Here is a 26,890-nt window from a genome sequence, read left to right on the forward strand (position 1 = left end):
AACCGTGCCTGTTATGACCGTTTCTCGGTCACGATCATCTCACTGTGGTCGCGATCGACCGGAACCGGGCCGGAGAGTCACTGGGACAGCAGCTTCTTCTGCACCTTGCCCATGGCATTGCGCGGCAGGCTCTCGACGCGACGAATCTCGCGGGGCCGCTTGTGATTCGACAACTGCGTGGCCACCAGGTCGATCAGTTCGGAGTCGTCGACGCCGTCGGCCACCACATATGCGACGATGCGCTGGCCGAGATCGTCGTCGGGCACCCCGATCACCGCCACCTCGTCCACCGACGGGTGCCCGAGCAGCACCGTCTCGATCTCGCCGGCCCCGACGCGGAAGCCGCCCGACTTGATCAGGTCCGTCGAGGCGCGACCCACGATCTGGTGCATCCCGTCCGCTCCGATCACCGCCACGTCACCGGTGTCGAACCAGCCGTCGCCCAACCAGCTCTCGGCGGAGGCGTCCGGCCGGTTCAGGTACCCCGACGCCACCATCGGCCCGCGCACCTGCAGATCACCGACGCTCTCCCCGTCGTGCGGCAGATCCGTTGCACCCGAATCGATGTCGGGGCTACGCAGCCGGGTCTGCACGCCCTGCACCGGGAGTCCCACCCACCCGGGGCGCCGCTCGCCGTCGAATCTGGTCGACACGGTGATCATCGTCTCGGTCATGCCGTACCGTTCGACGAGTTGATGCCCGGTGAGCGCGTGGAACCGTTCGAACACCGGCACCGGTAGCGGGGCGCTGCCCGACACCAGCAGCCGCGCCGGGGCCAGAGCGCGGGCGGCGGCAGCGTGTGTGGTCACGCGTGTCCACACGGTGGGTACGCCGAAGAACATCGACGCCCCCTGTTCGGCGGCGGCCGCGTAGGTGTCGGGGGTCGGTCGGACGGTGTGGATCAGCCGGCCACCGCGGCGCAACGGTCCCAACACGCCGAGGATCAGCCCGTGCACATGGAACAGCGGAAGGCCGTGCGCCAGAACGTCTTCGGACGACCATGCCCACGCGTCGGCGAGGGCGTCGAGTCCGGCGGCGATCGCGCGACGGGTGATGGGCACGCCCTTCGGCAAGCCGGTGGTACCCGATGTGTAGAGGATCAGCGCGGTGGAGTCGGCGGGCGGCTCCGGATGGGTATGCCACGACCGCGCGTACCGGCGGATGGGAATGGCACCCAACGCCGATGCGGCGTGGGCGGGTCCCAGCCACGCCTGGGCGCCGGAGTCGGTGAGGATGTGCGCGAGTTCGGCGGCCCCGGAATCGGGCGGCACCGGCACGATCGCCACTCCGGCGATGAGTCCGCCCACCACGCCGAGGATCGTGTCGAGGCTCGGGGTGGCCAGCACGGCCAGGGTGCGCGCCCCCGCGATCCGTTCGGCCACCGCCGTCGCCGCACCCACCAGGTCCTCGCGGGAGGCCACCTCGTCGCCGATGGTGACGATCGCGGGCAGGTCGGGCGCGGAGGCAGTGAGATCAGGCAGCAACACGATCTCACTGTGCCATGTTCGGGGAGAGTCGCAGATCTGCCGTGTGCCCGATCGGTCAATCGGCAGCCGCGCCCTCTCGGGCTGCGAGCGCTTTACGCCACCACAGGGCCAGCCCCACCTCGATGAGTCCGATCGCGGCGACCACCGGCTGGAGAAACAGGAAGTGCCCCATCAGCACCAGTTGCAGCGCGATCCACACCAGCAGCCACACTCCCACGCCGACGCCACACCCGATGCCGATGCGCGCCGGCAGCGGGGTCACGATGATGGTCAGCGCGGCGACGAACTGGGGTACGGCCACCAGGGCCAGGAGTAGCCACCCGGGACCGGTCCAGGTGTCGAAGGGCGTGCGGGAGAGCCACTCGGTGGGCATGTCCCATCGGTTCTCCAGCAGTGCGGCCGCCCCGTCGACGGCCTGATAGGCCACCAGTAACTCCAGCACGGCGAGTATCCACGCCGGCCAGGGACGCATCCGATCGGTCATGGGATCAGCGCCACCTTGCCGCCCGGGTGCCCACCGGTCACCAGTTCCAGCGCCGCCCGCGCCTGCGGGAGGTGGAACGTCCGGGCCATCGGTACCACCAGCCTGCCGTCGGCGGCCAATTCGATGAGATCGCCCCGCACCGAGTCGCGGTAGGCGGCGCTTTCTGGTTGTGATCCCGCGAGGGCCACGAATCCGTCGGTCTCCGCCCGTTTTCGCGCGACGATGGTGACGATCCGGGAGCGATCTTCGACCACGGTCAGCGAGGTGTCGATGGCTTCGTCGGTGCCCGCGGCGTCGAGGGCTGCGGCCACGCCCTCCGGTGCCGCGGCCCGTACCCGGTCGAGCAGTCCGGGGCCGTATTCGATTGCCACACCACCGAATTCGCGCACCCGCTCGAGGCCCTGCGGTCCCGCGGTGCCGATCACCGTGATCCCGCGCAGCTGCGCGAGTTGCAGCACTGCCACCCCAACCGCGCCCGACGCCGCGTGCAGCAGGACGGTGTCACCGTCTGCCACCTTCGCGGCACGAAACATGTCCGCGGCGGTGGTGCCGGCGAGCAGCAGGTTCGACGCCGCCGCGAAGTCGAGCGCGGCGGGTTTGGCGAACACCTTCTCGGCGGGCACGGTCAGCGCCGTCGCGTATCCCCCGTGCACGCGGAATGCGAGCACCTCGTCGCCCACCGCGCCGGCACCCGACGCGATCTCGGTGCCGGGGCCCAACGCGGCGATCACCCCGGCCACCTCGTAGCCGATGGGGAGCGGGAAGTCGGTGGCGGCCCGTGCGTGCTTGAGGTCGGCCGGGTTGACCCCGGCGGCGAGCACCTCGATGGCCACCTCGCCCGACCGCGGCGCGGGGAGCTGATCGTCGATGAACGCGAAATCGTCGAGTCCAGAGGGACCGGTGGCCACCCATCGCTGCACGCGCATACCCTCAGCCTAATGGCGGGCGCGAAGCAGAATCAGAGCTGGTCGGGCTGCACCCAGCCGTCGGAGATGAGCGCGAGCAGCAGCTCCGCCTTGTTGGCGATGGGGCGACCGGAATCGATGTAGCGCTGCCGCACCCGGCGGTAGTGTTCGCGGGCGGTGCTCTCCGCGATGAAGAATTCGCGCGCGGTATCCCGCAGCGTGGCGCCCAGCGCGTACCTCGTGAGCACCTCCCGTTCACGCTCGGTGAGGTGTACCCGCGGTCGGTAGCGGCGCACGCCGATCGTGCCGGTGCCCAATCGTCGTCGCAGGGTGTCGAGGGCGTCGGGGGAATCGGTGATGTCGATGCTGTCCGGGTCGGTCAACACGATGCCGATCCCGCAGATCACCGCGTGCCGCAACGCGTGCACCGCACGGACCTGCGCCACCCTGAGCGTGCTGCGCACCAGGACGATCACCGGCGGTTCGATGCCGCCCAACGTATCGGTGGCGGTGTCCAGATCGATGATCACCGGACGTAGGCCGTGACTCTCGGCCAGCGCGGCGAGGGCCGAATCGATGACGTCGTGCTCGGCGGCGATCACCGCGACCGGGGCCGTGGTCAGCGGATACAACTCGACGTCGAGCTCGGTGTCGATGTCAGCGGTCATCGGTCTCCTCGAACACGGGCACAAGCAACTAAACGGACACGTTACGGTGCAGGCGCGCCGGCTGCGAATTCCGTGACCGAGGCGCTTGCTGAACTGATCTTGCCGGGCCATACCGACAAAAGTCAGCGGCTCATTCCGCACTCGGTACCCTGTGTCAGGTGAGAATCGAGCCAAAACGCTCGGTCCGATGTCAGATCACGCATGAAAAGGGGCCACGTACGGTCATGTCCGACCAATTGCGGATTCTGTTGGCGGGGCCGCTGGGAGACGTCGTCGCCGAGCCGCTGCGCGTGGCACTCGACGGTGTCACAGTGACCGTCGCGCGCGACCAGGACGAGTTCCTGCGTGCCATCTCCGGTCGGGTACGCCACGACGTGGTGTGCGCCGACCTCATCTGGAACAACCCGAGGGCCGAGGCGTTCTTCGACGGCCTCGATGTGCTCGACGGGCTGCGGATGGCCGACCGCAGCGCTCCCGTGCTGCTCGCCGCACAGGGTCATTCGATGGAGTCGGACCACCTCGACGAGGCCCGTCTACGTTCCGACGTCTTCGGGGTGATCGCGAAATCCGAGGGATTCGGCCCGCTGGCCGCCGCACTCCGCAATATCGCACTGGGACAGCGGCTCCCCGAGCGGAGCGCGCCGTCCGGCGCACCGCCGCTCTACGAGCTTTTCACCGGCCGACGCGGCGTCACGGCGGCGCGCTTGGCCGGGGCCATCGCTGCCGGCACCGCGTCGGACAACACCACCCTCGCCGCCGTCGCCAAGGTGTCACCGAACACCACCAACAAACTCACCAGCCACTACCTCGGACCCATCATCCGCGAGCGCAACGAGCACGACGATCGCATCCCGCTCACCCAGGCATCGGTGTTCCGCTGGTGCGGAATCCACGCGCGCTACATCACCAGCTGGTGCCGCCGACACGGACACGCCGACGTGCTGACCCGCGACTGAGTGCCGATCCACGCAAACGGAAATCTGCGTATCCATGAAACCGCGTATCCACGAAACCGCGTATCCACGAAACCGCGTATCCACGAAACCGCGTATCCACGAAAACGAAAACCGCCCCTGAGGAGGTCGGCGATCGCACAATGCGATCGGGTCGCTCCTCAGGGGCGGTTTCCGGTGGAACTGCCGCCGGGTATGTGCGGCGAAGTGACGCTCAGCCCTCGATGAACGCCTCGAGCTCGGCGCGCGCGACGTCGTCGGCGAGCTGCTTGGGCGGGCTCTTCATCAGGTACGCCGACGCCGGCAGGATCGGGCCACCGATGCCACGGTCCCTGGCGATCTTCGCCGCACGCACGGCGTCGATGATGATGCCGGCCGAGTTGGGGGAGTCCCACACCTCGAGCTTGTACTCCAGGTTCAGCGGCACGTCGCCGAAGGCGCGACCCTCGAGGCGCACGTACGCCCACTTGCGGTCGTCGAGCCAGGCCACGTGATCCGACGGGCCGATGTGAACGTTCTTGTCCTCGATCTTGCCTGCCAGCGGGCCGTTGAGGTTGCTGGTCACGGCCTGGGTCTTCGACACCTTCTTCGACTCCAGGCGCTCACGCTCGAGCATGTTCTTGAAGTCCATGTTGCCGCCGACATTGAGCTGGTAGGTGCGGTCGAGGGTCACGCCGCGGTCCTCGAACAGCTTGGCCATCACGCGGTGGGTGATGGTGGCGCCCACCTGGCTCTTGATGTCGTCGCCGACGATCGGCACACCGGCCGCGCGGAACTTCTCGGCCCACTCGGGGTCCGACGCGATGAACACCGGCAGCGCGTTGACGAACGCCACGCCGGCGTCGATGGCGCACTGGGCGTAGAACTTGTCGGCCTGCTCGGAGCCCACCGGCAGGTAGCTCACCAGGACGTCCACCTCGTTGTCCTTCAGCGCCTGCACCACGTCGACGCCGTCGCCGTCGGCCTCGGTGATGGTCAGGCGGTAGTACTTGCCCAGGCCGTCGAGGGTGTGGCCGCGCTGCACGGTGACGCCGGTCGGCGGCACGTCGGCGATCTTGATGGTGTTGTTCTCGCTCGCGAAGATCGCGTCGGACAGGTCGAAGCCGACCTTCTTGGCGTCGACGTCGAAGGCGGCGACGAACTGCACGTCACGCACGTGGTACGGCCCGAACTTCACGTGCATCAGGCCGGGAACCGTCGAGTTCTCGTCGGCGTCCTTGTAGTACTGCACGCCCTGGACCAAGGATGAAGCGCAGTTTCCTACGCCCACAATGGCCACGCGCACCTTATTGGGCTCACCCATGGTCGGGTTCTCCTTCTTCTTTTGTCGGCCCTCGGTTGTCTCCGGGCATTGCCGGTGAACTCTGTGGCACCGGTGTACGGCCGAGCGCGTCGGTTCGCGACTCGGTTGTTTCCTGCATCCCGCCGCGGCTCGGCTGTGCCGCGAGAGGGAGATCTGTGTCGACGGTGGGCGCGTCGGCGCCCCGCGTCGGGGTGGGGGAGGCGGACTCGGTGTCCGACGCCTCCGCGGCGATGAGTTCGTTGAGCCAGCGCACCTCACGCTCGCTCGATTCCAGGCTGAGTTCGTGTAGCTGGCGGGTGTAACGGTCCGAGCTGCGGCTGGCGCGCCCGACGAGTTCGCGCAGTCCCTCGCGGCGTTCCTCCACCTGCCGCCGACGGCCCTCCAGGATGCGCATACGCGCCACCGCCGGGGTGCGGCTGAAAAAGGCCAGGTGCACGCCGAAACCGTCGTCGGTGTAGTTCTGCGGACCGGTGTCGGCGACGAGTTCGGCGAACCGCACCCGCCCCTTCTCGGTGAGCTGATACACCCGACGCCCGCGTCGCACCTTGACGCCCGACGGTGCACTGGTCTCGTCGATCAGCCCGTCGGCCTGCATGCGGCGCAGGGTGGGATACAGCGATCCGTAGGAGAACGCGCGAAAGGCGCCGAGCAGACCGGTGAGGCGTTTGCGCAGTTCGTAGCCGTGCATGGGGGATTCCAGCAGCAAACCGAGAATCGCCAGCTCCAACACCGCGCACACCTCCTCGCCGGGACTCGCCGGGACACTAAATCAACATGTCGGGATGTGCTGACAACGCAACACCTCGATCCGATGTGTTCACCAATGTATCGCACCGATATAACCGTGTCGACACGGGCTGGTCATGCCACCTCAGCCCGGCGGTGGGGCTCTTCTCCTCCCGCTGGTCGAGATTGTCGAGACCACGTCCTCCCGGCGGCGGGGCCGTTCTCCCGGCGGTAGGGGCCTTCCTCCCGCTGGTCGAGCTTTCCTCCCGCTGGTCGAGCTTGTCGAGACCACGTCCTGCCGACGGCGCCGGACCCGACCACGTACCCTGAACAACGTGCGCCAGATCGTCGACTACGCCTTGCAGCGACGCTCACGGCTGTCCGACGTCCACTCGGGGCGGACAGCCGTCGCCGAGGTGTGCGATGCCAGTCCCTACCTGCTGCGCGCCGCCAAGTTCCACGGCCGCCAATCGCCCACTCTGTGCCCGATCTGCCGCAAAGAACAGGTCACGCTCGTGTCGTGGGTGTTCGGCGATCGGCTGGGTCAGGTGTCGGGTTCGGCCCGCACCGCCGACGAGATCTCCCGCCTGGCCGCGTCGGCCGAGGAGTTCACCGTGCACGTCGTGGAGGTGTGCCGGACCTGCAGCTGGAACCATCTCGTCCAGTCGTACGTTGCGGGTTTGCCGCCCCGCTCGACCCGTTCGCGCCGGGTGGCCAAGTAGGCGTCGTCGACGGAGCCCCGGAGGTTTCCGCCGACGCTTCGACGTGCGCGTAGCGGTCTGCCAGGTTTTGCCCAAGCCCGGGGCGTGCGTCACAGTGGTGTGGTCAGTGATGACGGGAACTGGGGCGATGGAGAAGTTTAGAGTGATGAGCGGTCAACCGAGCACCAGTGCGGTTGCGACCCCCGCGGCAATGGCCGCGACGATGTGGCAAAGGGGCGATCGATGAGCGACGAGAAGAAGTCGTCGCCAGGGCGCGCCGAGAGCACCCAGAACAAGCGGACCAAGAACACGGGCAGCGCAACCAAGCGCGCCGGGGGCAGCGCTCCCCGATCCGCCGACGAGAAGACCCGCTCGCGCCACCGTGTGGTGGCGTGGACGCTGGGCATCCTCGCGGCGATCGTGCCGGCGATCGCGCTGCTGGGCATCATCGCTTTCGCCGCAACCTATCTGACGGCCACGGTGCCCGGGCCCGGCGACATCAAGCAGAACCAGGTCGCGACGATCACCGACTCCAGTGGCAAGACACTCGCGAAAATCGTTCCGCCCGAAGGCAATCGCACCGACGTCAAGATCACCGATATTCCGCAGTCGTTGCAGGACGCGGTAATCGCCGCCGAGGATCGGCAGTTCCGCAGCAACGAGGGATTCTCCGTCACCGGTATCGTCCGCGCCGTGATCGGCCGGTTCACCAACAACGCCGACGCGGGCGGCGGTTCGACGATCACCCAGCAGTACGTGAAGAACGCGCTGGTCGGTGACGAGCACAGCTATCAGCGCAAGTTCAAGGAGCTTGCGATCGCGACCAAGATGTCGGGCGAGTGGTCCAAGGACGACATCATGTCCGCCTACCTGAACACCATCTACTTCGGGCGTGGTGCCTACGGCGTGTCGGCGGCCTCGCAGGCCTACTTCCGCAAGGACGTCAGCAAACTGACGCCCGCCGAGTCGGCGGTGCTGGCCGCAGCCATCCGCTCCCCCTCCTACTACGATCCGGCCGTCGACAAGGACGCGGCGTACGGGCGCTGGAACTACGTGCTCGACGGCATGGTGCAGATCGGGGCGCTCACCAAGGCCGAGCGCGACGAGATGCAGTACCCGAAGGTGGCACCGCAACCCGCGGCGGCCGCCGAGACCCCGGGTCCCAACGGCCTGATCAAGCGTCAGGTGCTGGCCGAGCTGGCCAACCTGAACATCTCCGAGGCGCAGGTGCGCACCGAAGGCCTCAAGATCACCACCACGATCGATCCGCAGGTGCAGAACGCCGCCGTCCAGGCGGCCTGCCGGCAGAACAAGATCTATCCGTGCGACAACGGGATTCTCAACGGTGAGCCGGCCAAGTTGCGTACCGCGGTGGTGTCGATCGATCCCCGGACCGGCGGCGTGCAGGGCTATTACGGCGGCGACGACGGTCAGGGCTGGGACTACGCGCAGGCCGGTCTGCAGACGGGCTCGTCGTTCAAGGTGTTCGCGCTGATCGCCGCGCTCGAGCAGGGTGTGCCGCTGTCCAAGGTCTACAGTTCGGCGCCCTACCAATCGCCCACCGGACTCACCGTGGAGAACTCCGACGGCGAGAGCTGCGGATCGTGCAACCTCGCGACCGCGATGAAGATGTCGCTGAACACCGTCTACTACCGACTCATGATGGATCTCAAGGGGCAGGCGCAGGCGGTGGCCGACGCCGCGCACGCCGCCGGCGTCGCGGAGTCGTTCGGCAACACCGAACACACCCTGCAGCAGCCGAACGGTTCCGTCGAGGGCGGCGTGGTGCTGGGCCAGTACCCGTCGCGCGTCATCGACATGGCGTCGGCCTACGCGACACTCGCCGCGTCGGGCATCTACCGCGAACCCTACTTCGTACAGAAGGTCGAAACCGCCAGCGGTGACGTGCTCTACGAGCATCCCAAGAACGACGGCAAGCGCGTGTTCCCGGCGAAGGTCGCCGACAACGTGACCGCGGCCCTCGAGCCGATCGCGGCCTACTCCAACGGCAACTCGCTTTCCGACGACGAGCTCGGCGCGCGCCCGTCGGCCGCCAAGACCGGTACCGCACAGCTCGGCGACACCGGCCAGAACAAGGACGCGTGGATGGTCGGGTACACCCCGCAGCTGTCCACCGCGGTCTGGGTGGGCACCGATTCGGGCACCGCGCTGACGAACTACGGCGGCTCGCCGGTCTATGGAAGCGGCCTGCCCGCCCAGATCTGGCGACGCACGATGGACAACGCCCTGGCCGGCCAACCCATCGAGCAGTTCCCCGAGCCTGCGGCAGTGGGCGGACAAGCGGGCGTGCCCTACGAAGCTCCCAAGACGTCGTACAACAACGACTACGACACCCGCACCAGGACGCGGCAGGCGCCGGAGAACCCGAACACGCCCAATCTGCCCAATGGCGGCGGTGGCGGCGGCGGGGTCACCCTGGCGCCGGGGGTCACCATTCCGCTGCCGGGTGCGCCCGAGCCGGGCGGAAACGGCGGTACCGGCAATGGTGGCGGTACCGGGGGTGGCGGCGGTGGCACCGGTGGCGGGGACACCGGCGGAGGCACCGGCGGCGGTAACCAAAACACGCCCGAGCCGCCCATTGGATGACACCGGCGCTGCGGCTCCGGACGATTCCGTGACGGCTGCCCCGGCACCCCACACTCCGACGCCCACCGGTCCGGCACCATTGGCCGAGGATCTGCGTAGCGACAGCGCGCGGATCATTCCGAGCCGCTCCGACGTGGTGGTCGGCGAGGCCAGCCGGGTGATCGGCGGGCCGATGGGTACGCACGCGGCAGTCGGCCGCAGCCGCAGCTGGACCCCGGTGCGCATCCTGCTGGCATTCGCACTGTGCGCGTTGGCACTCGGCTGGTTCGGCAAGGCGGGATGCCTGCAGCAGGCGCCGGCCACCAGCGCGGCCAACGACACCGGCGCGGGCCTTCGGCTCGACTGGGACAACCAGCGGCAGTTCACCGATCTGTGCTACTCCGACGTGATCGCGCTCTTCGGCGCCGAACGCCTCGACCGTGGCGCCTTCCCGTACAAGACGTACTGGTACCAGAAGGATGCCGACGGCAACACCATCAAGCGGTACATGGAGTATCCGGTCCTCACCGGGCTCTACATGTACGCCGCGGCGCAGACCGCCGACGCGTGGCAGAGCGCCCACGACAAGTGGGGTGTCCCTGCGGCATTGACGGTGGTCCTGTTCTTCAACCTGGTGGCACTGGGCCTGGCGCTGTTCTGGCTGGTCACCGTGTGGGCCACCGCACTGACCGCACGAACGCGGATCTGGGCCGCGTGGCTGGTGGCACTCTCACCGCTGGTGGTGGTGCACGCCTTCACCAACTTCGACGCCATCGCGGTCGCCATGGTCGCGTTGGCCATCCTCGCGTGGGCACGCGAGAAACCCTGGCTGGCGGGACTTTTCATCGGACTCGGGGTGGCGTCCAAGTGGTATCCGGTGTTGCTGCTGGTGGTATTGCTGGTCCTGTGCCTGCGGGGCCGCAGGATGTGGGACTTCGCCGCCGCCGCGGCGGCGGCGGTACTGACCTGGGTCGTGGTGAACCTTCCGGTCGCCATCCTGTACCCCAACGGCTGGCTGGAGTTCTTCCGGTACAACGCCGAACGCAACGCCGACTCCGACACCGTGTTCCACATCATCGCCGAAGCGGCCGGATTCCGTTGGAACATCACGGTTCTCAACACCCTGACGCTGGGCCTGTTGGTCGCGGCACTGGCCGGCATCGCCTTCCTGGCGTTGCGTGCGCCCACCCGACCCCGGCTCGCGCAGCTCGCCTTCCTCGCGGTGGCGGCCTTCCTGCTGGTGAACAAGGTGTGGAGTCCGCAGTACTCGTTGTGGCTGGTTCCGCTTGCGGTGCTTGCCATTCCACACACGCGGTTGCTGCTCACCTGGATGGTGATCGATGCGCTGGTGTGGATCCCGCGGATGTCGTTGTTCCTCGACCCCGAGCGCCGCTGGCTGCCCGAGGGCTGGTTCGTCCTCGCGGTGGCGATGCGGGGCGTGATGGTGATCGCGATGTGCGTGGTGGTGATCTGGCAGATCTATCATCCGCGTGACGACCTGGTCCGCCACGATCGCATCGGCAGGCCGCTCGACGATCCCGCGGGCGGTGTACTCGACGGCGGACCCGGCGCCTACCGCGGTGACGTGCCCGCCGCGGCGGCGTCGTACGAGAGGTCCGGGACGTCCGGCGCGCTCGTCGCGAATGGCACGTGAGTCACGAAAGGCGCGTGAGTCACGAAAGGCGCGTGAGTCACGAAAGACGTTCGAGGAGTGCAGCTTTCGCGGCCGGCCAGTCGTCGTCGGTCATCGCGTACTGTGCCGTGGTGCGCCAGCCGTCGCCGAAGCGGCGGTGCTTGCGCAGCAGTCCCTCGAAGGTGGCGCCCAGCTTGAGGATCGCCCCACGCGATTGCGTGTTGAGCTCGTGGGTGTGCCAGACGACCCGTACCGCCCCGCACTCCTCGAACGCGTGCCGTAGCAGCAGGTACTTGGCGGTGGGATTCACCGCGGTGCCCTGCACGTCCTCGCCGTAGAAGGTGTAGCCGATGGCGACCGCGAGGTTCGCGGGATCGATGTCGTAGAAGCTCGTGGTGCCGACCAGACGCCCGCCGTCATTGTCGATGACCGCGAAGGCCACCCGATGGTCGGGATTGTTGCGGGCGGCGGTGATCCAGGCGCGGGCGGACTCGTCGTCGGTGGGGACGCCGGGCACCCAGCGGAACCTCGACGGATCGGTCACCACAGCACCGAGGTCGGGCGCGTCGTCGGGGGTGAGTGGTCGCAGGGTGACACGATCTCCCACCAGCGGGTCGTCCCCCAGCCACGCATTTCTCACGTGTACCACGCGTTCACTTCGACCACGCCAGCTCGATGTCGGGTTTGTCGAGTCGGCCCGGCGACAACATGTATGCCAGCGGCTCGCGCAGCGGCGCACGCACGAGCGCGGCGATCAGATAGAGGTGGATGGCGGCGGTGGCCCACACCCCGATGTTGACGCCGGCCATCACCCACCACTGCATCGGCGACCCGGAGGTGTAGATGCCGAACAGTCGGAAGATGCTGATGTCGAGGATGAAATCGGCCACCAGGTAGGCGACGATGACCGGCCAGCGGACCTTGAGCAGCACGAAGAACGGCAGAATCCACAACGTGTACTGCGGCGAGTGCACCTTGTGGAACAGCATGAACCCGGCGAGCATCGACCCCGACACCCCGATCCACGGATACGTGCCGATATCGCGGTAGCGACGCCACCCGAGATAGAGCGCCGCGGCAAAGGCGCACATGATCAGCACGGGTGAGAGCAGGCCGACGAGAGAGTTGTAGGTGTCGTTCTGGCCGCCGGTGAAATGCCGCAGACCCCAGTACCAGATGGAGTTGGTGTCGAGATCGGACTTGCGGCGGCCCTGGAACGTCAGCGCCGCCTTCCACCCGTCGTACCCGGCGATCATGAAGGGCGCCTGGATGGCGATCACCGTCACCGCGGCGGCGCCGACCACCCGCAGCGCGCCCACCCAGTCGAGATCACGGGTCGCCGGGTGGGCATCGGTGGTGCGAGTCAGCACGTACGCCGCGAGCGGCAGTACGAAGAAGCCGGGATAGAGCTTGAGGCAGAAGCCGATGCCGAGGACGATCGCGGCGAGCACGGCCGCGGTGCGCACCGACAACCTGCGCTCACCGGTGCGGGGACTGGTCGTCGATCCCCACGCCATCACCGCCACCGCGCCCACCGCGGTGGCCACCACGGGCAGTTCCCAGTTGTGAAACGCGTAGAGCACCAGCGGCGGGGTGGCCGCCCACAGCAGCACCCACCAGCGGGTCATCAACGCCAGCATGATGGTGATCGCGAAAGCGAACGGCGCCAGAAGGAGTGCGGAGTGTCGGAAGAACTCGGTGTCGGTGTGAGCGCCGATCGCTCCGAGATACATCAGCAGACCCGACAGCACCGGGTACTCGACGACGCCGCCGAAGAGTTTTCCGTCGGCGCCCATGCCCCCGTGGATGTAGGGAAACACGTGGTTGTTGATGTCGCGACCCACCCACAGGTACATCAGGTCGGAGTAGCACGCGATCAGCGCGTGGGGATCGCCGACGGGGAAATGGTGCGAGCGCCCGTCCGGGTAGTAGGGCGCCCCGCCGCACTTGATCTTGAACTTGTACGACCAGTACAGCGCCGCCGCCGTCAGCAGCATCGAGGTCAGCGTCACCACGGCAGCGTCGCCGCGTCGTGAGAGTGAGTACTGCCCGAAGCTCAGAACAGGAGTGAAGCGCAGCGCGGGCATGGCCTACAGGGTAGGGGGTGGCTGGTGGGTGGTCCGCGCCACGTACCCGGCGCAGTCATCGAAGGTGCATCACGACGCGAAGCGTGCCCGCGCCGCATCGGTGAGCGGGGTGAACAGGTTGATCAGATTTCCGTCGGGATCACGCAGCAGCAGCGACCGGTTACCCCACGGCATCGTCGTCGGTTCGTTGACGAACTCGGTGACCGTGTCGCGCAACGTCGGATAGAGCGCATCGACGTCGTCGACGAGGAAGTCGAGGGTGATCGAGTGATTGTCGCGTGCTCGCGCGGCGTCCTCGCCGAGGAGCGGCACGGTCTGGGTGCTGGAGATCGCGAGTGTGCCGGTCGGGGTGCTCAATTCGGCGAAGAGCGGGTGCACACGGTTGGCGACGACGCCGGTCAGCTTTTCGTAGAACGAGACGAGAGCATCGACGTCGTCGGTGAAGATGCGGGTGGCGGCGAGATTCATGGTGTCCTCCTGGGGTGCTCGGCGGATCGGCTATCCGTCGTCACCGACGCTAAGAGCGATAGCGGACAAGTTCTGTCCGGTATCGGCGGGCAAGCGGCCGACCTGTTCCCAAGCGACCGCGATTTCGCTGGTCAGCGGCATTCGTGTATCTTGGAGAGGTTGCCGACGCAGGCGACCCTCCTGCCACGGACAGTCCGTGGCCGATGAGCCCATAGGAGGTGATGTGGTCTTATGCGTCACTACGAATTGATGGTCATCCTCGATCCGAATCTGGACGAGCGCACCGTCGCACCCTCACTCGATACCTTTCTCAACGTTGTCCGCAATGATGGCGGCAAGGTTGATGGTGTGGACATCTGGGGCCGACGTCGACTCGCGTACGAGATCGCCAAGCACAGCGAAGGCATCTACGCGGTCATCGATCTGAACGCGGAGCCCAAGACGGTGTCCGAGCTCGACCGTCAGCTGAAGCTGAACGAGTCGGTGCTGCGCACCAAGGTCCTGCGGAAGTAGTCCACAGATTCCCCGATCGACGCCGAGAAACACCGACCACGTCGGTGGGCCCGCTTAGGGTTGAGGTCACACGCGACCAACCTCGGAGCACATCGATCGACGAGTGCCCAACCACGACCAAGGGGACACACATGGCAGGCGACACGGTCATCACCGTCATCGGCAATCTCACCGCGGATCCGGAACTCCGGTTCACGCCGTCGGGAGCTGCGGTGGCCAACTTCACGGTGGCGTCCACGCCGCGCACCTTCGACCGTCAGACCAACGAGTGGAAGGACGGCGAAGCGCTGTTCTTGCGCTGCAACATCTGGCGCGACGCCGCGGAGAACGTGACCGAGAGCCTGACCAAGGGAGCCCGGGTCATCGTGCAGGGCCGCCTCAAGCAGCGGTCCTACGAAACCCGCGAGGGTGAGAAGCGCACGGTTGTGGAACTCGAGGTCGACGAGATCGGCCCCTCGCTGCGGTACGCCACCGCCAAGGTCAACAAGGCCTCGCGCGGTGGGGGCGGCGGCGGGTTCGGTTCCTCCTCCTCCGGCGGCAGCCGGAGCGGAGGGGGCCAGCAGGCGGCCGACGACCCGTGGGGCAGCGCTCCGGCGAGCAGCGGCTCCTCTTTCGGCGGCGGGGACGACGAACCACCATTCTGATCGCGACGACGGTAGCCCCGTCATCGCACATTTTCTGGGAGAACACATATGGCAAACAAGAAGGGACGGAAGGTCCGCGTCGAAAAGGTCACCAAGACCAAGGCGTGCTCCTTCTGCAAAGACAAGAAGTCGCAGATCGACTACAAGGACACCGCGCTGCTGCGCCGTTACCTGTCCGATCGCGGCAAGATCCGGTCGCGTCGCGTGACCGGCAACTGCGTCCAGCACCAGCGCGACGTCGCGGTGGCCGTCAAGAACTCGCGTGAGGTGGCACTGCTGCCCTTCACCTCGACCTCGCGATAAGCGGAAGGGGAACTGACATGAAGCTCATCCTCACCGCCGCCGTCGAGAACCTCGGCGAGGCCGGCGAGACCGTCGAGGTCAAGGACGGCTACGGCCGCAACTACCTGCTGCCACGCGGCCTGGCCATCAAGGCCACGCGAGGCGCCGAGAAGCAGGTCGAGGGCATCCGCCGCTCGCAGGAGGCTCGCGAGATCCGCGGACTCGAGCACGCCAACGAGGTCAAGCAGGCCATCGAGGCGCTCACCGACGTGTCGCTGACCGTGAAAACACACGATTCGGGCAAGCTGTTCGGCTCGGTCACCGCAGCCGACGTCGCGGGCGCCATCAAGGCCGCCGGCGGCCCGGCCGTCGACAAGCGTGTCGTCGAACTGCCGAAGGGTCACATCAAGGCCACAGGCACGTACCCCGTTGTGGTCGCCTTGCATCCCGACGTCACCGCCACCGTCGACCTGGCGGTCGTCGCGAACTGACGCTCACCGCAATCACTGGTCGCAAAGGCCGGACGGACATGTTCCGTCCGGCCTTTGTTGTCCTCGCGTTTACTTTGGGCGACTTACCAATCGCGTAGTCCGCACAACACGGGCGCCCCGCGGGACGCGTAGTGGAGTAGTCCACTACGCGTTACAGGTCACATGTGCGTTCGTAGCGTTGCTCTCACGAGTTGTTCTGTGTCGGGGCGGAATCCGGCAGGTCACATCGGGGTGCCTGCGGGGAGAGATTCGTGTACCACCGCAAGTCATTTCAGCCCGGAGATGTACGCCATGCTCATTATCTTCCTTCTCGTCATCGCCGCAACCCTGTGTCTCGCAGTCGGATTGTTCGGCCAGCCCTCCCTCGACTACGGCGAGCGTTCGCGACTGCTCGCCCGTGGAAACCGAAATCGGTTGCGCGCCAGAGCAATCAATGCGGCTACCCCCTGGTGGCCGGAGGTATCATGATGCTTCTCGGTCAGCACATCGAACACCTTCCGGTCACCGCGATTCCCATGCGTGACACCCAGCCGCCGTCGGCGCTTCCGACGGTCGTCGTCGGTGTCACCGATTCGGAGTCGTCGCGGTGGGCCGTCGTCTATGCCGCCCAGTGCGCCCGCGACACCGTGGCTCTGCACCTCGTCGGCGCGGTCGGCAGTACACCGATCCGCCCGAAGTACTCGCCCTCCGAAGTCATGCTGCGCACCGCCCTGCGCGACGATTCGTACCTGCTCGAGGAGCGGACAATGGTCGACGAGGTGCTGCGCTGCGCACGCGAAGCGGCACGAGCGGCGGGCGCTGTGCACGTGCACTGTGTGGTGCGCAGCGGCGACACGCACGTGGTGCTCGCCCGCGAGGCGCAGCAGCTCGGCGCCGGGGCCGTGGTGATCGGCGGCCGGCCCTCGGCGCACTGGCTAGCCCGAAAGCTCTGCGCGACAACCGATCTCCCCGTCGTTCAGGTGGCACCCGGAGCGGCATCGGCCTCGCTGGTGACCACACGGCCGCGCCGGCTCGGCGACTTGCGATTGCGACGCGCGCGGATCACCGTTCCCACAGGGGCTCCCGCGAGCTGACCCACTTTGGTGGGTCGAGCGTGCCCACATCCGGGTCGAGCGTGCCCACATCCGGGTCGAGCGTGCCCACATCCGGGTCGAGCGTGCCCACTCACCTGCGGCACGCGCGCTCTCGGGTGCGAATCACCACGGCGCGGGCGGAGCGGCCGGCAGTTGATTCCAGTACTGCAGGGGCGGCGGCAGGTATCGCGGTGCCGGGTTGCCCGCGTGCGCGGTGTCACCGGACGGGAAGTAGAACTTGTGCCACGCGGGAGTGAAGATCAGTGCGCGTTCGCCGGTGCGGCACGCCACCTGGGTGGGCGACGGCACGGTGCAGGTGACGCCTCCGACGGTGATCCGACGGCCCACGGCGAGCAGCGGCGGGCGGAATCCCGCGGCCGACCCGAACCGGTAGGTGGGGGCGTTGATCTGCCCCTGCGACGGCACCCACCACGGCCCCTGCGCGTCGTCGGTGATCGCCGCGCCGTCGACGCGGGGCGGCGCGGTGGCCGGATGCCCCTGGCAGCCGACGGAGCGAGCCGACGGGCCCAGCTGGCACATCCAGCGGCCGGTGGTGAAGAACCATCGGCCGTTGTCGGCGTAGGCCACCGATTGGTAAGGCGTGGGGTTCACCGGGGTGAACCGGGCGAGGTCGAAGGCGGCGGGCAGCGTCGGGGATCCGGGGGGAGCCGCCTGGGCCGGTGCTGACATCGTCGGCGCGATCCCGCCGGCCGCGAGAGCGGACCCGGCGATCACCGCGGCGCCGGCGCGGCGGAGTGTGCGTGCGAGTCCCGGGTTCGACACTGCGCCAGTTCAGCACATGGGGGCACGCCGCGTGGGCAGAACCGGACGATCGCGACTCCGTAGCAGCCGGGAATAAGTGAGTGCACACCCTGCGAGCAGTCGTAATGCAGATCACACCAATCGTTCACTTCAATGTTGCGGGGAAGTGGTTGCACGGTCTGAGCAACACGCCCGAGACCACCTTTAAGACGACACGCCGAGCCCAGAAAAATTTGGAGCTGTGGATAGTTTTCACACCGCCTGAACTGCGGATTCGCGATTACGCACAAGCTGACTCCTCACGTTGTCCACATCCACTGCACAAGCCCTCGTGCGAAGACGGCGCCGCGTCCACAGCTCGTCCACAGGTTGGCGCACAAGTGGGTTTGAGTGGACGTTCGTCACCTCCTAATGTCGTCCTGCAGTGCCACCGGGTGGCAACAGGTTCAGCCACCGAGCCGATTGTCGGAGCCCGCGAGTACTACCGGAATCACCACCTCGTCGCCCGGCCGGCGACGCCTGGGTGGAGATCTCCACTAACGCCGTGTCGACGGTGCTGACGGTTGGGGATATCGGTCGTCAGCGATCGATGGATCGAGAGGCGGGGAGACGTGGCAGTTGTGGATGATCGCGGCCGTGGCGGGTCGCGCGACACCAGTGGTGCCGAGCCGTTGCCCGATGTTCCCGCGGAGGAGTTCGGTCGCCAGCCCCCGCAGGACATGGCCGCCGAGCAGTCGGTGCTCGGCGGCATGATGCTGTCCAAGGACGCCATCGCCGACGTCATCGAGAAGATCCGGTCCAACGACTTCTACCGGCCGGCGCACCAGGCCGTCTACGACGCCATCCTGGAGCTCTATGGCCGCGGTGAGCCCGCCGACGCGGTGACCGTCGCCGCGGAGCTCGAGCGGGCCGGGGAGCTGCGCCGGGTGGGCGGGGCGCCGTATCTGCACACCCTGATCTCCACGGTGCCCACTGCCGCCAATGCCGGCTACTACGCCGAGATCGTGGCCGAGCGCGCGATCCTGCGGCGGCTGGTGGAGGCCGGGACACGCATCGTGCAGTTCGGCTACTCCGGGGCCGACGGCCAGGACGTGGCCGAGGTGGTCGATCGTGCGCAGGCCGAGGTGTACGAGGTCACCGAGCGCCGCACCGCCGAAGACTACGTTCCGCTCGAAGAGCTGCTGCAGCCGACGATGGACGAGATCGATTCGATCGCGTCGCGTGGCGGGATCTCGCTGGGCGTGCCCACCGGGTTCGCCGATCTGGACAAGGTGACCAACGGACTGCATCCCGGTCAGATGATCATCGTGGCCGCGCGGCCCGGTGTCGGGAAGGCGCTCGCCCTCGACACCCCGCTGCCCACGCCCGGCGGGTGGACCACGATGGGCCGGGTGTCGGTGGGTGACCGGCTGCTCGATGCGCAAGGTCGGCCCACCACGGTGGTCGCCGCAACCGACGTCCTCACCGACCGCCCGTGCTACGAGGTGGAGTTCAACGACGGCGCGGTGCTGGTGGCCGACGAGGAGCATCAATGGGTGGCCGACGTGGACGCCGAGCAGCGCCTGCTGACCACGCGCGAGCTGCGCACCTACGTGGGCTGCGCGGTGGTGCGCAACACCAAGCCATTGGAGTTGCCGCGCAAGCATTTTGCCTACGGTCCGTACACGGTGGCCGCGTTGGCGGGGATGGCGTTCGACGATCCGGAGATCGCGATGCGCATCGACGCCGAGGGGCCGGTGGATGCGATGACGGTGATGGCCGACCTCGGTGGACGCATTCCCTACGAGTACCTGCGGGGTTCGATCGCGCAGCGTCGGGCACTGCTCGCGGGGTTGCTCGATGCGCGCGCCAGCGTCGACGAGGACGGGTGGATCATCGTGCCGGCGGCCACCCGCCACATGACCGAGGTGGTGGCCGATCTGGTGGCGGGTCTGGGCTACAACTACAAGCGGTCGGCCACCGGCTGGCTGCGGGTGGATGCCGACGACGACGTGTTCACCGTTCATCACAAGGCGGTGCGGCACAAGGAACTTCGCGGTCGGGCCGGGGTGCGCCGCGTGGTGGCGGTGCGCGCGGTGCGCAGCGTGCCGGTGCGGTGTGTGCAGGTGGACAACCCCGAGTGCCTGTATCTGGCCGGTGAGGCGATGGTGCCCACGCACAATTCGACGCTGGCCATGGACTTCCTGCGGTCGTGCGCCATCGGCCACCAGATGACCGCGGCCATGTTCTCGCTGGAGATGAGCAAGACCGAGATCGTGATGCGCCTGCTGTCGGCGGAGGCCAAGATCAAACTCGGCGACATGCGCGGCGGTTCGATGAGCGACGACGACTGGACGCGGCTGGCGCGGCGGATGGGGGAGATCTCCGAGGCGCCGCTGTTCATCGACGACTCGCCCAACCTCACGATGATGGAAATCCGCGCCAAGGCGCGCCGGCTCAAACAGCGCCACGACCTCAAACTCGTTGTGGTGGACTACATGCAGCTGATGACGTCGGGCAAGAAGGTGGAGTCCCGGCAGCAGGAGGTGTCGGAATTCAGCCGCCAATTGAAGCTGCTCGCAAAGGAACTCGAGGTTCCTGTGGTCGCGATCAGCCAGCTCAACCGCGGGCCGGAGCAGCGCACCGACAAGAAGCCACAGGTGTCGGATCTCCGCGAGTCGGGATCGCTTGAACAAGATGCGGATATGGTTATATTGTTGCACCGCCCAGACGCTTTCGAGCGCGACGACCCACGCGCGGGTGAGGCCGACATCATTTTGGGCAAGCACCGCAACGGACCGACGGCCACGATAACCGTTGCGCACCAACTGCATTTGTCCCGCTTCGTGGATATGGCGCGGGGGTAGTTGGTGTCGCTATCGCGAAAAGTTGAGACAAACGGCCAGTTTCCGTGAGACGTTGAGACGAATCATACAGACCTGTGCGAGTGTTGAGACAACTCAAACTGTCGCGCTGTATCCCATACCATTTAGTCACGTGACGTTTGCTGAATTATCGGTGTAGGGGAGGCGATGACCCTTGCTGTTGCGGAGCGTCAGCCAACTGGCTTGACAGGCCGTGCGAGGCGATCTTCGCTACGCGAACGCCGATCCCCCAGAATTTGAGGCGGACCGCAGTTGGTCGACGTTTGAGTCGACGAGAATTCGAAGTTCGGTGCCGATGCTCGTCAGTCTTCGTGTTGCGGTATTTGGGCTATCGCGTGTGAACAGAGGCTCGTCGAGCGCCATTTCGAGGAACGAAGTCTCTTTGGCCATCTGGTGTCTTGATGTTCCGGCTGCAGATGCGGCCGCGCCGATAGATGGCAAGTCGGCGGTCTCGCTGAATCGGAGTAATCGTTGGGCGAGCAGCGCATGTCCCGATAGGGCGATATGCTGAGATATTGTCAAGATCTGTGGATGAGGTTGTTTCAGGCAGCCTCCTGCTGGTCGGGTGAGGCGGTGCCGGGTTCGACGAGTTCGCCGTTTTTGAAGGTGGCGCCGGCCCGGACGTGAGCGACGAGGTGGGGTGCGTTGACGGCCCGCCATTTCGTCTGTGCGGCTTCGATGAGTTTGTAGGCCATCGCCAGTCCCGCGGCCCGTGAGCCGGGGCCCTTGGTCACCTTGGTGCGCAACCGGACCGTGGCGAAGGTCGACTCGATCGGGTTGGTCGTGCGCAGATGAATCCAGTGCTCGGCCGGGTAACGGTAGAACTCCAGCAGCACATCAGCGTCGTCGACGATCTTGGCGACCGCTTTGGGGTACTTGGCGCCGTAGGTCTTGGCGAAAGCCGTGATCGCGGTGCGGGCGTGGTCGATGTCTTCGGCGTTGTAGATCTCCTGCATCGCTTTGATCGCATTCGGATGGGCCGACTTCGGCAGTGCGGCAAGCACATTGCCTTGTTTATGAAACCAGCACCGCTGCTCTCGGGTATCCGGGAACACCTCGCGCAACGCAGCCCAGAACCCCAGGGCACCGTCCCCGACGGCCAGGTTCGGGGCCGCCATGCCGCGGCGCCGGCACGACCGCAACAGATCGGCCCACGATTCGGTCGATTCGCGGTAGCCATCGGCCAGGGCGACGAGCTCTTTACGGCCGTCGGCCCGCACACCGATCATCACCAACAGGCACAGTTTCTCCTGCTCAAGCCGGACTTTGAGGTGGATTCCGTCGACCCAGAGGTAGACATAATCGCTGGTGATGTCGCGGTCTTCGAAGGCCGCGGCTTCCTTCTGCCACTGGCTGGTCAACCGGGTGATCGTGGCCGCCGACAACCCTGCACCCGAGCCGAGAAACTGCTCGAGTGCCGGCCCGAAATCCCCCGACGACAACCCGTGCAGGTACAGCAGCGGCAACACCGCGCTGACCTCCGGACTCTTGCGTGCCCACGCCGGGATGATCTTCGACGAGAACCGTTGACGTTCACCAGTTTCAGGGTCGACCCGCTTGTCGTTGACCCGCGGTGACGGCGCTCATCGACATTCCCCAGTGATGCTCACCTAAATTCCCCACCCGTGTGGCTCCGCCAGCGAGGGCGGGCCTCCCGAGATGCTGATGGTCTCTGACCACTCACCAGCTCAAGGGAGGCCCGCTTTCTCATGTTGACATGGGAGGACGATGTGGAAGTACACGCACTACGGAAACGAGGGTGGTCGATCTCGGCGATCGCCCGCCATACCGGCCATGACCGCAAAACGATCCGGGCGTATCTGAACGGGGTCCGCGCACCGGGTCAACGCAAGAAGCTCGAGGAAGATCCGTTCGAGCCGTTCGTGCCCTACGTGACCGCACGCCTGAGGGAAGACCCGCATCTGTGGGCGCGCACCCTGTGCGACGAACTCGAAGAACTCGGCTACGCCCAGTCGTATCAAACCCTGACCCGCCAGATCCGAGCCCGGAATCTGCGCCCGGTGTGCGAGCAGTGCGCCACCGCGGTGCACCGGCCGAACGCGGTCATCGAACACGCGGCTGGTGAGGAGACACAATGGGATTGGCTAGAACTACCCGATCCTCCGGCGGCGTGGGGATGGGGATCGACGGCCTATCTGTTCGTCGGATCACTGGCGCATTCGGGGCGCTGGCGCGGCTATCTGGCGCCGAATATGACCCGCCCACATGTGGTCGCCGGCCTCGATCGCATCACCCGCCGGCTCGGCGGGGTGACGAAGGTGTGGCGGTTCGACCGGATGGCCACGGTGTGCCACCCGGCCAGCGGTGCACTGACCTCGGAGTTCGCGGCGGTGGCCAAACACTACGGCGTGTCGGTGGCGATCTGCCCACCACGACGCGGTAACCGCAAAGGCGTCGTCGAGTCCGCCAATCGTGTTGCTGCTCAACGGTGGTGGCGCACCATTGCCGATGACATCACCGTTGAACAGGCCCAAGCGAGCCTGGACACCTTCTGTCGTACCCGCTCGGATGTGCGGATGCGCCGCACTCGTGACGGCCGCTACAACGTCGCTACCGTCGCCCAACGCGAACCGCTCTCCCGACCACCGGCGAAGCCGTTTCCCGCGCTGGTGAGCGAGGCCAGGGTCGTGTCACGTCAAGCGCTCGTCGCGTGGCGCGGTAACCAGTACTCGGTGCCGCCAGAGTTGGCGATGAGCGAGGTAGCGGTGACCGAGCGCCTCGGCGAGGACCACATCGACATCGCCACCACCTCGGGGATCGTGATCGCGCGCCACCGCCTCGCCGCACCCGGAACCGGCGCCCAGATCCGCGACCACGGCCACGTCGTCGCTCTGGAACACGTCGCCCTGGCCGCCTCAGCCATCGGCGGCACACCCCATCGCCGCAAAGAACGCATCCCACCCGGCAAAGACGCCCTTGCTGCAGCACAAGCGTTGTGCCACAACACAACCGAAACCAGTCTCTACAATTCTCCGGCCGCAGCCACTGCACCGGTCATCGATCTGACCGTCTACGAACGCGCCGCACAGAACAGGACCCAGCTGCCATGACCACCAACACCACCATGCCCGAGCCACAGAGCCAGACTGCAGTCTCCACCTATCAGAAACTGCGCAGCCACCTCGCCGTGCTCAAGCTCGACGCCGCCGCCGAAGCACTGCCCTCAGTGCTGCAGACCGCCGGCGACGAAGAATGGTCGATGACCCAGATGCTCGAACACCTCCTCGCGATCGAGGTCTCCGCCACCGAGGCCCGCCGCCTGGCCGGCCGATTACGGTTCGCATGCCTGCCCACCCCGGCCACCCTCGACGGGTTCGACTACGACGCCGCACCCGGGGTCGACCGCCACCTCATCCGGGAACTGGGCACCTGCGCCTACCTGGAATCAGCGACCAACGTGCTGCTCATCGGACCACCCGGGACCGGCAAAACCCACCTCGCGGTCGGCCTCGCACGCGCCGCGGTCCACGCCGGCTACCGCACCTACGTCACCACCGCCGCCGATCTGGCCGCCCGCTGCCACAAAGCCGCCATCGAGGGACGCTGGGCGACCTGCATGCGGTTCTTCGCCGGACCAACCCTGCTGGTCATCGATGAACTCGGCTACCTACCACTACCCGCCGAAGCCGCCTCAGCACTGTTTCAAGTTGTGACACAACGCTATTTGAAAACAAGCATCGTCATCACCACCAACAGATCAGTAGCCGAATGGGGCCAAGTCCTCGGCGACACCACCGTCGCCGCCGCCATGCTCGACCGACTTCTGCACCGCTCCGTGGTCCTCAAACTCGACGGCGACTCCTACCGCCTACGCGACCACCACGCGCGCTCGCAAAACCAACGCACCGCCGCCGCACCCACCCGACGAACGCTAGAGTAGGACCGCCTCCAGGTGGGGAATTTTAACGAGCACACCTGGGGAGAATCGATGAGCCTCGTCACGCGGTGCCCGCACCGGCACCGCACCAGCAGCGGTCATCACCTCCCGCTCGTTGTGGTAGCCGTTACGCACCACCAGCCGGCGACCGTGCTCATCGACCTGATCGGTGAACTGATCGACATAGGCAGCGACCTCGGCCTGCAGGGCTGCGGCGAGCATCTGCCGGGCCCCGTCGCGCACGATCTCATCGAGGATCGACCGGTGATCGTCGTTGGACTGGTTGGAACCATCAGGGGCGTTGACTACCGTGAGCATGAGGCGTGCCTTTCCGCCAGCGCTGCAACGCTGACTTGATCAAGTGACTACCGGGATCATTCTGCGGGAAGGCACGCCCTCCCAGATCCACAGGTCTTGATCATTCCTCGCGATATGCAGCAGTTCCTCACTTTCGCCGGCTGCGGCGACGGCGTGCTCAAGCGATCTGGATGTCTGTCTGAGGTCTGTGCGGTGAGAGGTGTCGAGGAAATGGGAACCAGTTCCTGGAGCCCAGAGTCCACCAGGTCCTTGAATTGGGCTGTATGTCACGGGTTCCCCAATTCGTTCCTTCAGGAGCAGTCGTTGGGCTACCTGTCCTGCGGCTTGTTCAAGTTCGAAGGGCATTGTGGTGAGAAAGGCCCTGTAGCTGTAAGCGGCGGGGCCGTGGAGTAACTGGGTACCGCGAGTGAAGAATGGATCGTTTCCGGTGAGAAGTTGCCAGACGTACCTGTTGATTTTCCATCGGAATGCGTTGGTGAGATAGAGATCGGAAATGCGTGCGAGTTCGCGCATGTGGTTGCGACCGACGTCGCTTGGATGCGGCCACAGGAGCCGCCGGCGCCGGTAGTCGATCGGGGCCGGGTGAGTCTGCAGGTGTTCGTGCAGGGTGGCGATGTAGGTGTAGGTGTCGCTACCCCGGTCGTGGACTATCAGGTTGCTCAGAGCAAACCGGAGGGCGTCGTCGCTGATCTCGAATTGAAACGTGTTCGCGAGAGTCGACATTGCGGCCCGCCGTCCAAAGAGGGCAAGCGCGATCGGCGCCAACTGGGGGAATACGCGTTGAACTCGAGGTGGCATGGGTGGCGCGCTGAGTGTGACAATGGGCCAGATCGTGGACGGTAGGGTTTGAGCATCTATGGAACGCGTGGAGCCGAGCGTGAACGTCCTGTAGGCATGTTGTGTACGACGCCGGCCAGTGCTGTCGTGTGAGACCAACTTGGGGTGAAAGTGATTGACACCTCGATGTAGATCAATGACGCGGAGCAGGGCGTTGCTCACCGGGCCAGCAGTTCTTCGACGCGCTACGCCGGACATCGTGGCCGCGCGCTCGGGTGCGATCCAGCTCTCACATTGATCGACTGACCATCGCGTACGGAGCGTGTCAATTGCCGCGGTTTGTGCAACCAGGAAGGTTGTGCGAGGCACCTTCCGCAAGGACTGGCTGTAGTGGGCTTGTTCGTCGGGAATCCACGCCGTGGGAACTACAGGGGTTTCGGGATCGAGTGCGGCAGGGATGCGCTGAGTCGCCGGAATCATGGCGTGAAGTGCGTGTCGGGTCAGCAATGTGAGATCGCGTAGAATTGTTGTTGCCGAGAGATACTCGCCTTCGGCGTACTCGCATCTCGCGCCGCCTTCTTCAATGACCGTTGTAAGCCAGCTTTCCTGCTTGGCTGCGTGGGAGGTCAAGTCGATGTGGGTTGCCGTGGCTTCGGCTAGCGATTCCGAGCAGCACGAGGTTGGGCAACTGCGAATGCGCCACATGGTAGTAAGTTGACCTGGTCGACGTGGATGGAAGGTCGCCGTGGTTCGGGGGCGGTTGCCGCAGGCCGGACACTCGTCGACGAGAATTGCGGAGTGCGCAACGCAGACATTGGTCCAACGCAGATACCATGAAATGTTCCATCGGAGGTCGTTCTGCGCCAGGCACTCTGGACAGAACGCGACGTGGCCGGGAAAGCTCCAGGCATCGTCGCCAGCGCGACCTACGCCGTTCTTGAGTTGTAGACCTGCTCGAGCGAATCGAGCAGTCGTCGCATCTAACAGGCGCTGCTCGTCGACGGCAGTCAGGCGTGACAACTCCTGCACCGCAGCGTCGGTGATACGGCGACCGAGTGGACTTCCCGAACTTGGGCTTTCCGACACATTGATCGCCGAGAACAGCTGGCGTGGAGTGCATAAATGCAGCTCACACAGATGCTCAACGAAGGAGTCGAGCGATTCGTCGGCATACCTGACTTTTATCAATTAGTGCGTACCGGCGACCGCGTTGATCGCGGCTTGGAGGTCCTCGGGTAGTGGGTCGGCGGCGGTCAAGGTCTGTTGT

Annotated in this window: 23 protein-coding genes and 2 pseudogenes; 12 read left to right on the forward strand and 13 right to left on the reverse strand. The window is 66.2% G+C overall.

Annotation, left to right across the window (positions count from 1 at the left end):
• Positions 1-77: 77 nt before the first annotated feature.
• From ACWDSI_RS18345 to ACWDSI_RS18360, 4 genes are read right to left on the reverse strand one after another with little or no spacing between them, the layout of a single operon-like run.
• Positions 78-1,487 carry an acyl-CoA synthetase gene (locus ACWDSI_RS18345; RefSeq protein ID WP_449748807.1) on the reverse strand — a complete coding sequence of 470 codons (1,410 nt, stop codon included), beginning with the start codon at positions 1,485-1,487 and terminating at the stop codon, positions 78-80.
• 55 nt (positions 1,488-1,542) lie between these two features.
• Positions 1,543-1,971, reverse strand: coding sequence for a hypothetical protein (locus ACWDSI_RS18350; protein WP_449748808.1), 429 nt, complete (start codon positions 1,969-1,971; stop codon positions 1,543-1,545).
• Entirely contained in the window at positions 1,968-2,897 is a 930-nt protein-coding gene (locus ACWDSI_RS18355) for a quinone oxidoreductase family protein (RefSeq protein WP_449757385.1), read from the reverse strand. Before ACWDSI_RS18355 ends, ACWDSI_RS18350 begins: the two co-directional genes overlap by 4 nt.
• Before the next feature lie 32 nt (positions 2,898-2,929).
• Positions 2,930-3,544, reverse strand: coding sequence for a LuxR C-terminal-related transcriptional regulator (locus tag ACWDSI_RS18360; protein ID WP_449748810.1), 615 nt, complete (start codon positions 3,542-3,544; stop codon positions 2,930-2,932).
• A gap of 224 nt (positions 3,545-3,768) precedes the next feature.
• Between ACWDSI_RS18360 and ACWDSI_RS18365 the strand changes: the two genes are divergently transcribed.
• Positions 3,769-4,500, forward strand: coding sequence for an MSMEG_1198 family transcriptional regulator (locus tag ACWDSI_RS18365; RefSeq protein WP_449748811.1), 732 nt, complete (start codon positions 3,769-3,771; stop codon positions 4,498-4,500).
• 211 nt (positions 4,501-4,711) lie between these two features.
• On the opposite strand, the gene ACWDSI_RS18370 is transcribed toward ACWDSI_RS18365, so the two are convergent.
• Together ACWDSI_RS18370 and ACWDSI_RS18375 are read right to left on the reverse strand one after the other, a co-directional pair.
• Positions 4,712-5,800: an inositol-3-phosphate synthase gene (locus ACWDSI_RS18370; protein WP_449757386.1), complete on the reverse strand. Its 1,089-nt coding sequence runs from the start codon at positions 5,798-5,800 to the stop codon at positions 4,712-4,714.
• Positions 5,793-6,530: a PadR family transcriptional regulator gene (locus ACWDSI_RS18375; RefSeq protein ID WP_449748813.1), complete on the reverse strand. Its 738-nt coding sequence runs from the start codon at positions 6,528-6,530 to the stop codon at positions 5,793-5,795. Before ACWDSI_RS18375 ends, ACWDSI_RS18370 begins: the two co-directional genes overlap by 8 nt.
• Before the next feature lie 331 nt (positions 6,531-6,861).
• Here ACWDSI_RS18375 and ACWDSI_RS18380 point away from each other — a divergent pair, with 331 nt between their 5' ends.
• The 3 genes from ACWDSI_RS18380 to ACWDSI_RS18390 all read left to right on the forward strand — a co-directional run bounded on the left by ACWDSI_RS18380 (position 6,862) and on the right by ACWDSI_RS18390 (position 11,467).
• Positions 6,862-7,248, forward strand: coding sequence for a DUF5318 family protein (locus ACWDSI_RS18380; RefSeq protein WP_449748814.1), 387 nt, complete (start codon positions 6,862-6,864; stop codon positions 7,246-7,248).
• A 222-nt stretch (positions 7,249-7,470) separates the two neighbouring features.
• Complete coding sequence (locus ACWDSI_RS18385) at positions 7,471-9,834, forward strand: transglycosylase domain-containing protein (protein WP_449757387.1); 2,364 nt, start codon at positions 7,471-7,473, stop codon at positions 9,832-9,834.
• Positions 9,731-11,467, forward strand: a complete 1,737-nt coding sequence (locus tag ACWDSI_RS18390; protein WP_449757388.1) for a glycosyltransferase family 87 protein — start codon at positions 9,731-9,733, stop codon at positions 11,465-11,467. The genes ACWDSI_RS18385 and ACWDSI_RS18390 overlap by 104 nt, the downstream gene beginning before the upstream one ends.
• A 37-nt stretch (positions 11,468-11,504) precedes the next feature.
• On the opposite strand, the gene ACWDSI_RS18395 is transcribed toward ACWDSI_RS18390, so the two are convergent.
• From ACWDSI_RS18395 to ACWDSI_RS18405, 3 genes are all read right to left on the reverse strand, one after another.
• Entirely contained in the window at positions 11,505-12,095 is a 591-nt protein-coding gene (locus ACWDSI_RS18395; protein ID WP_449757389.1) for a GNAT family N-acetyltransferase, read from the reverse strand.
• Between the two features lie 4 nt (positions 12,096-12,099).
• Entirely contained in the window at positions 12,100-13,533 is a 1,434-nt protein-coding gene (locus tag ACWDSI_RS18400) for a hypothetical protein (RefSeq protein WP_449757390.1), read from the reverse strand.
• A gap of 69 nt (positions 13,534-13,602) precedes the next feature.
• The gene (locus tag ACWDSI_RS18405) at positions 13,603-14,001 is read right to left on the reverse strand and encodes a VOC family protein (RefSeq protein WP_449757391.1); all 399 of its coding nucleotides are present in this window, start codon (positions 13,999-14,001) and stop codon (positions 13,603-13,605) included.
• Positions 14,002-14,232: 231 nt separating this feature from the next.
• Here ACWDSI_RS18405 and rpsF point away from each other — a divergent pair, with 231 nt between their 5' ends.
• The 5 genes from rpsF (at position 14,233) to ACWDSI_RS18430 (ending at position 17,004) form a co-directional block, all read left to right on the forward strand.
• Positions 14,233-14,514: a 30S ribosomal protein S6 gene (gene rpsF / locus ACWDSI_RS18410; protein ID WP_449748820.1), complete on the forward strand. Its 282-nt coding sequence runs from the start codon at positions 14,233-14,235 to the stop codon at positions 14,512-14,514.
• Between the two features lie 131 nt (positions 14,515-14,645).
• Positions 14,646-15,158, forward strand: a complete 513-nt coding sequence (locus ACWDSI_RS18415) for a single-stranded DNA-binding protein (protein ID WP_449757392.1) — start codon at positions 14,646-14,648, stop codon at positions 15,156-15,158.
• Between the two features lie 48 nt (positions 15,159-15,206).
• On the forward strand, positions 15,207-15,461 hold the full coding sequence (rpsR, locus tag ACWDSI_RS18420; protein WP_449748822.1) for a 30S ribosomal protein S18: 255 nt from the start codon (positions 15,207-15,209) through the stop codon (positions 15,459-15,461).
• A gap of 17 nt (positions 15,462-15,478) precedes the next feature.
• Positions 15,479-15,931 carry a 50S ribosomal protein L9 gene (gene rplI / locus ACWDSI_RS18425; RefSeq protein ID WP_449757393.1) on the forward strand — a complete coding sequence of 151 codons (453 nt, stop codon included), beginning with the start codon at positions 15,479-15,481 and terminating at the stop codon, positions 15,929-15,931.
• 464 nt (positions 15,932-16,395) lie between these two features.
• Positions 16,396-17,004, forward strand: coding sequence for a universal stress protein (locus ACWDSI_RS18430; protein WP_449757394.1), 609 nt, complete (start codon positions 16,396-16,398; stop codon positions 17,002-17,004).
• A 123-nt stretch (positions 17,005-17,127) separates the two neighbouring features.
• Here ACWDSI_RS18430 and ACWDSI_RS18435 read toward each other — a convergent pair whose 3' ends face one another.
• The gene (locus ACWDSI_RS18435; protein WP_449748829.1) at positions 17,128-17,694 is read right to left on the reverse strand and encodes a hypothetical protein; all 567 of its coding nucleotides are present in this window, start codon (positions 17,692-17,694) and stop codon (positions 17,128-17,130) included.
• 683 nt (positions 17,695-18,377) lie between these two features.
• On the opposite strand from ACWDSI_RS18435, the gene dnaB reads away from it, so the two are divergent.
• Positions 18,378-20,612 (forward strand): replicative DNA helicase, encoded by a 2,235-nt coding sequence (gene dnaB / locus ACWDSI_RS18440; RefSeq protein WP_449748826.1) that lies wholly within the window; start codon positions 18,378-18,380, stop codon positions 20,610-20,612.
• Positions 20,613-21,172: 560 nt separating this feature from the next.
• Here the strand turns inward: dnaB and ACWDSI_RS18445 are convergent.
• Positions 21,173-22,207, reverse strand: a pseudogene (locus tag ACWDSI_RS18445) (IS256 family transposase); the annotation flags it as partial.
• A 132-nt stretch (positions 22,208-22,339) separates the two neighbouring features.
• Here ACWDSI_RS18445 and ACWDSI_RS18450 point away from each other — a divergent pair.
• Together ACWDSI_RS18450 and istB are read left to right on the forward strand one after the other, a co-directional pair.
• Positions 22,340-23,701 carry an IS21/IS408/IS1162 family transposase gene (locus tag ACWDSI_RS18450; RefSeq protein WP_449757395.1) on the forward strand — a complete coding sequence of 454 codons (1,362 nt, stop codon included), beginning with the start codon at positions 22,340-22,342 and terminating at the stop codon, positions 23,699-23,701.
• The gene (istB, locus tag ACWDSI_RS18455) at positions 23,698-24,531 is read left to right on the forward strand and encodes an IS21-like element helper ATPase IstB (RefSeq protein WP_449757396.1); all 834 of its coding nucleotides are present in this window, start codon (positions 23,698-23,700) and stop codon (positions 24,529-24,531) included. The genes ACWDSI_RS18450 and istB overlap by 4 nt, the downstream gene beginning before the upstream one ends.
• Here istB and ACWDSI_RS18460 read toward each other — a convergent pair.
• A pseudogene (locus ACWDSI_RS18460) lies at positions 24,529-24,846 on the reverse strand (transposase); the annotation flags it as partial. The gene istB and the pseudogene ACWDSI_RS18460 sit on opposite strands and share 3 nt — an antisense overlap.
• Before the next feature lie 39 nt (positions 24,847-24,885).
• Complete coding sequence (locus ACWDSI_RS18465) at positions 24,886-26,811, reverse strand: TniQ family protein (protein WP_449757397.1); 1,926 nt, start codon at positions 26,809-26,811, stop codon at positions 24,886-24,888.
• Positions 26,812-26,890: the final 79 nt, after the last annotated feature.

Source organism: Gordonia sp. NPDC003429 (genome assembly GCF_053588575.1).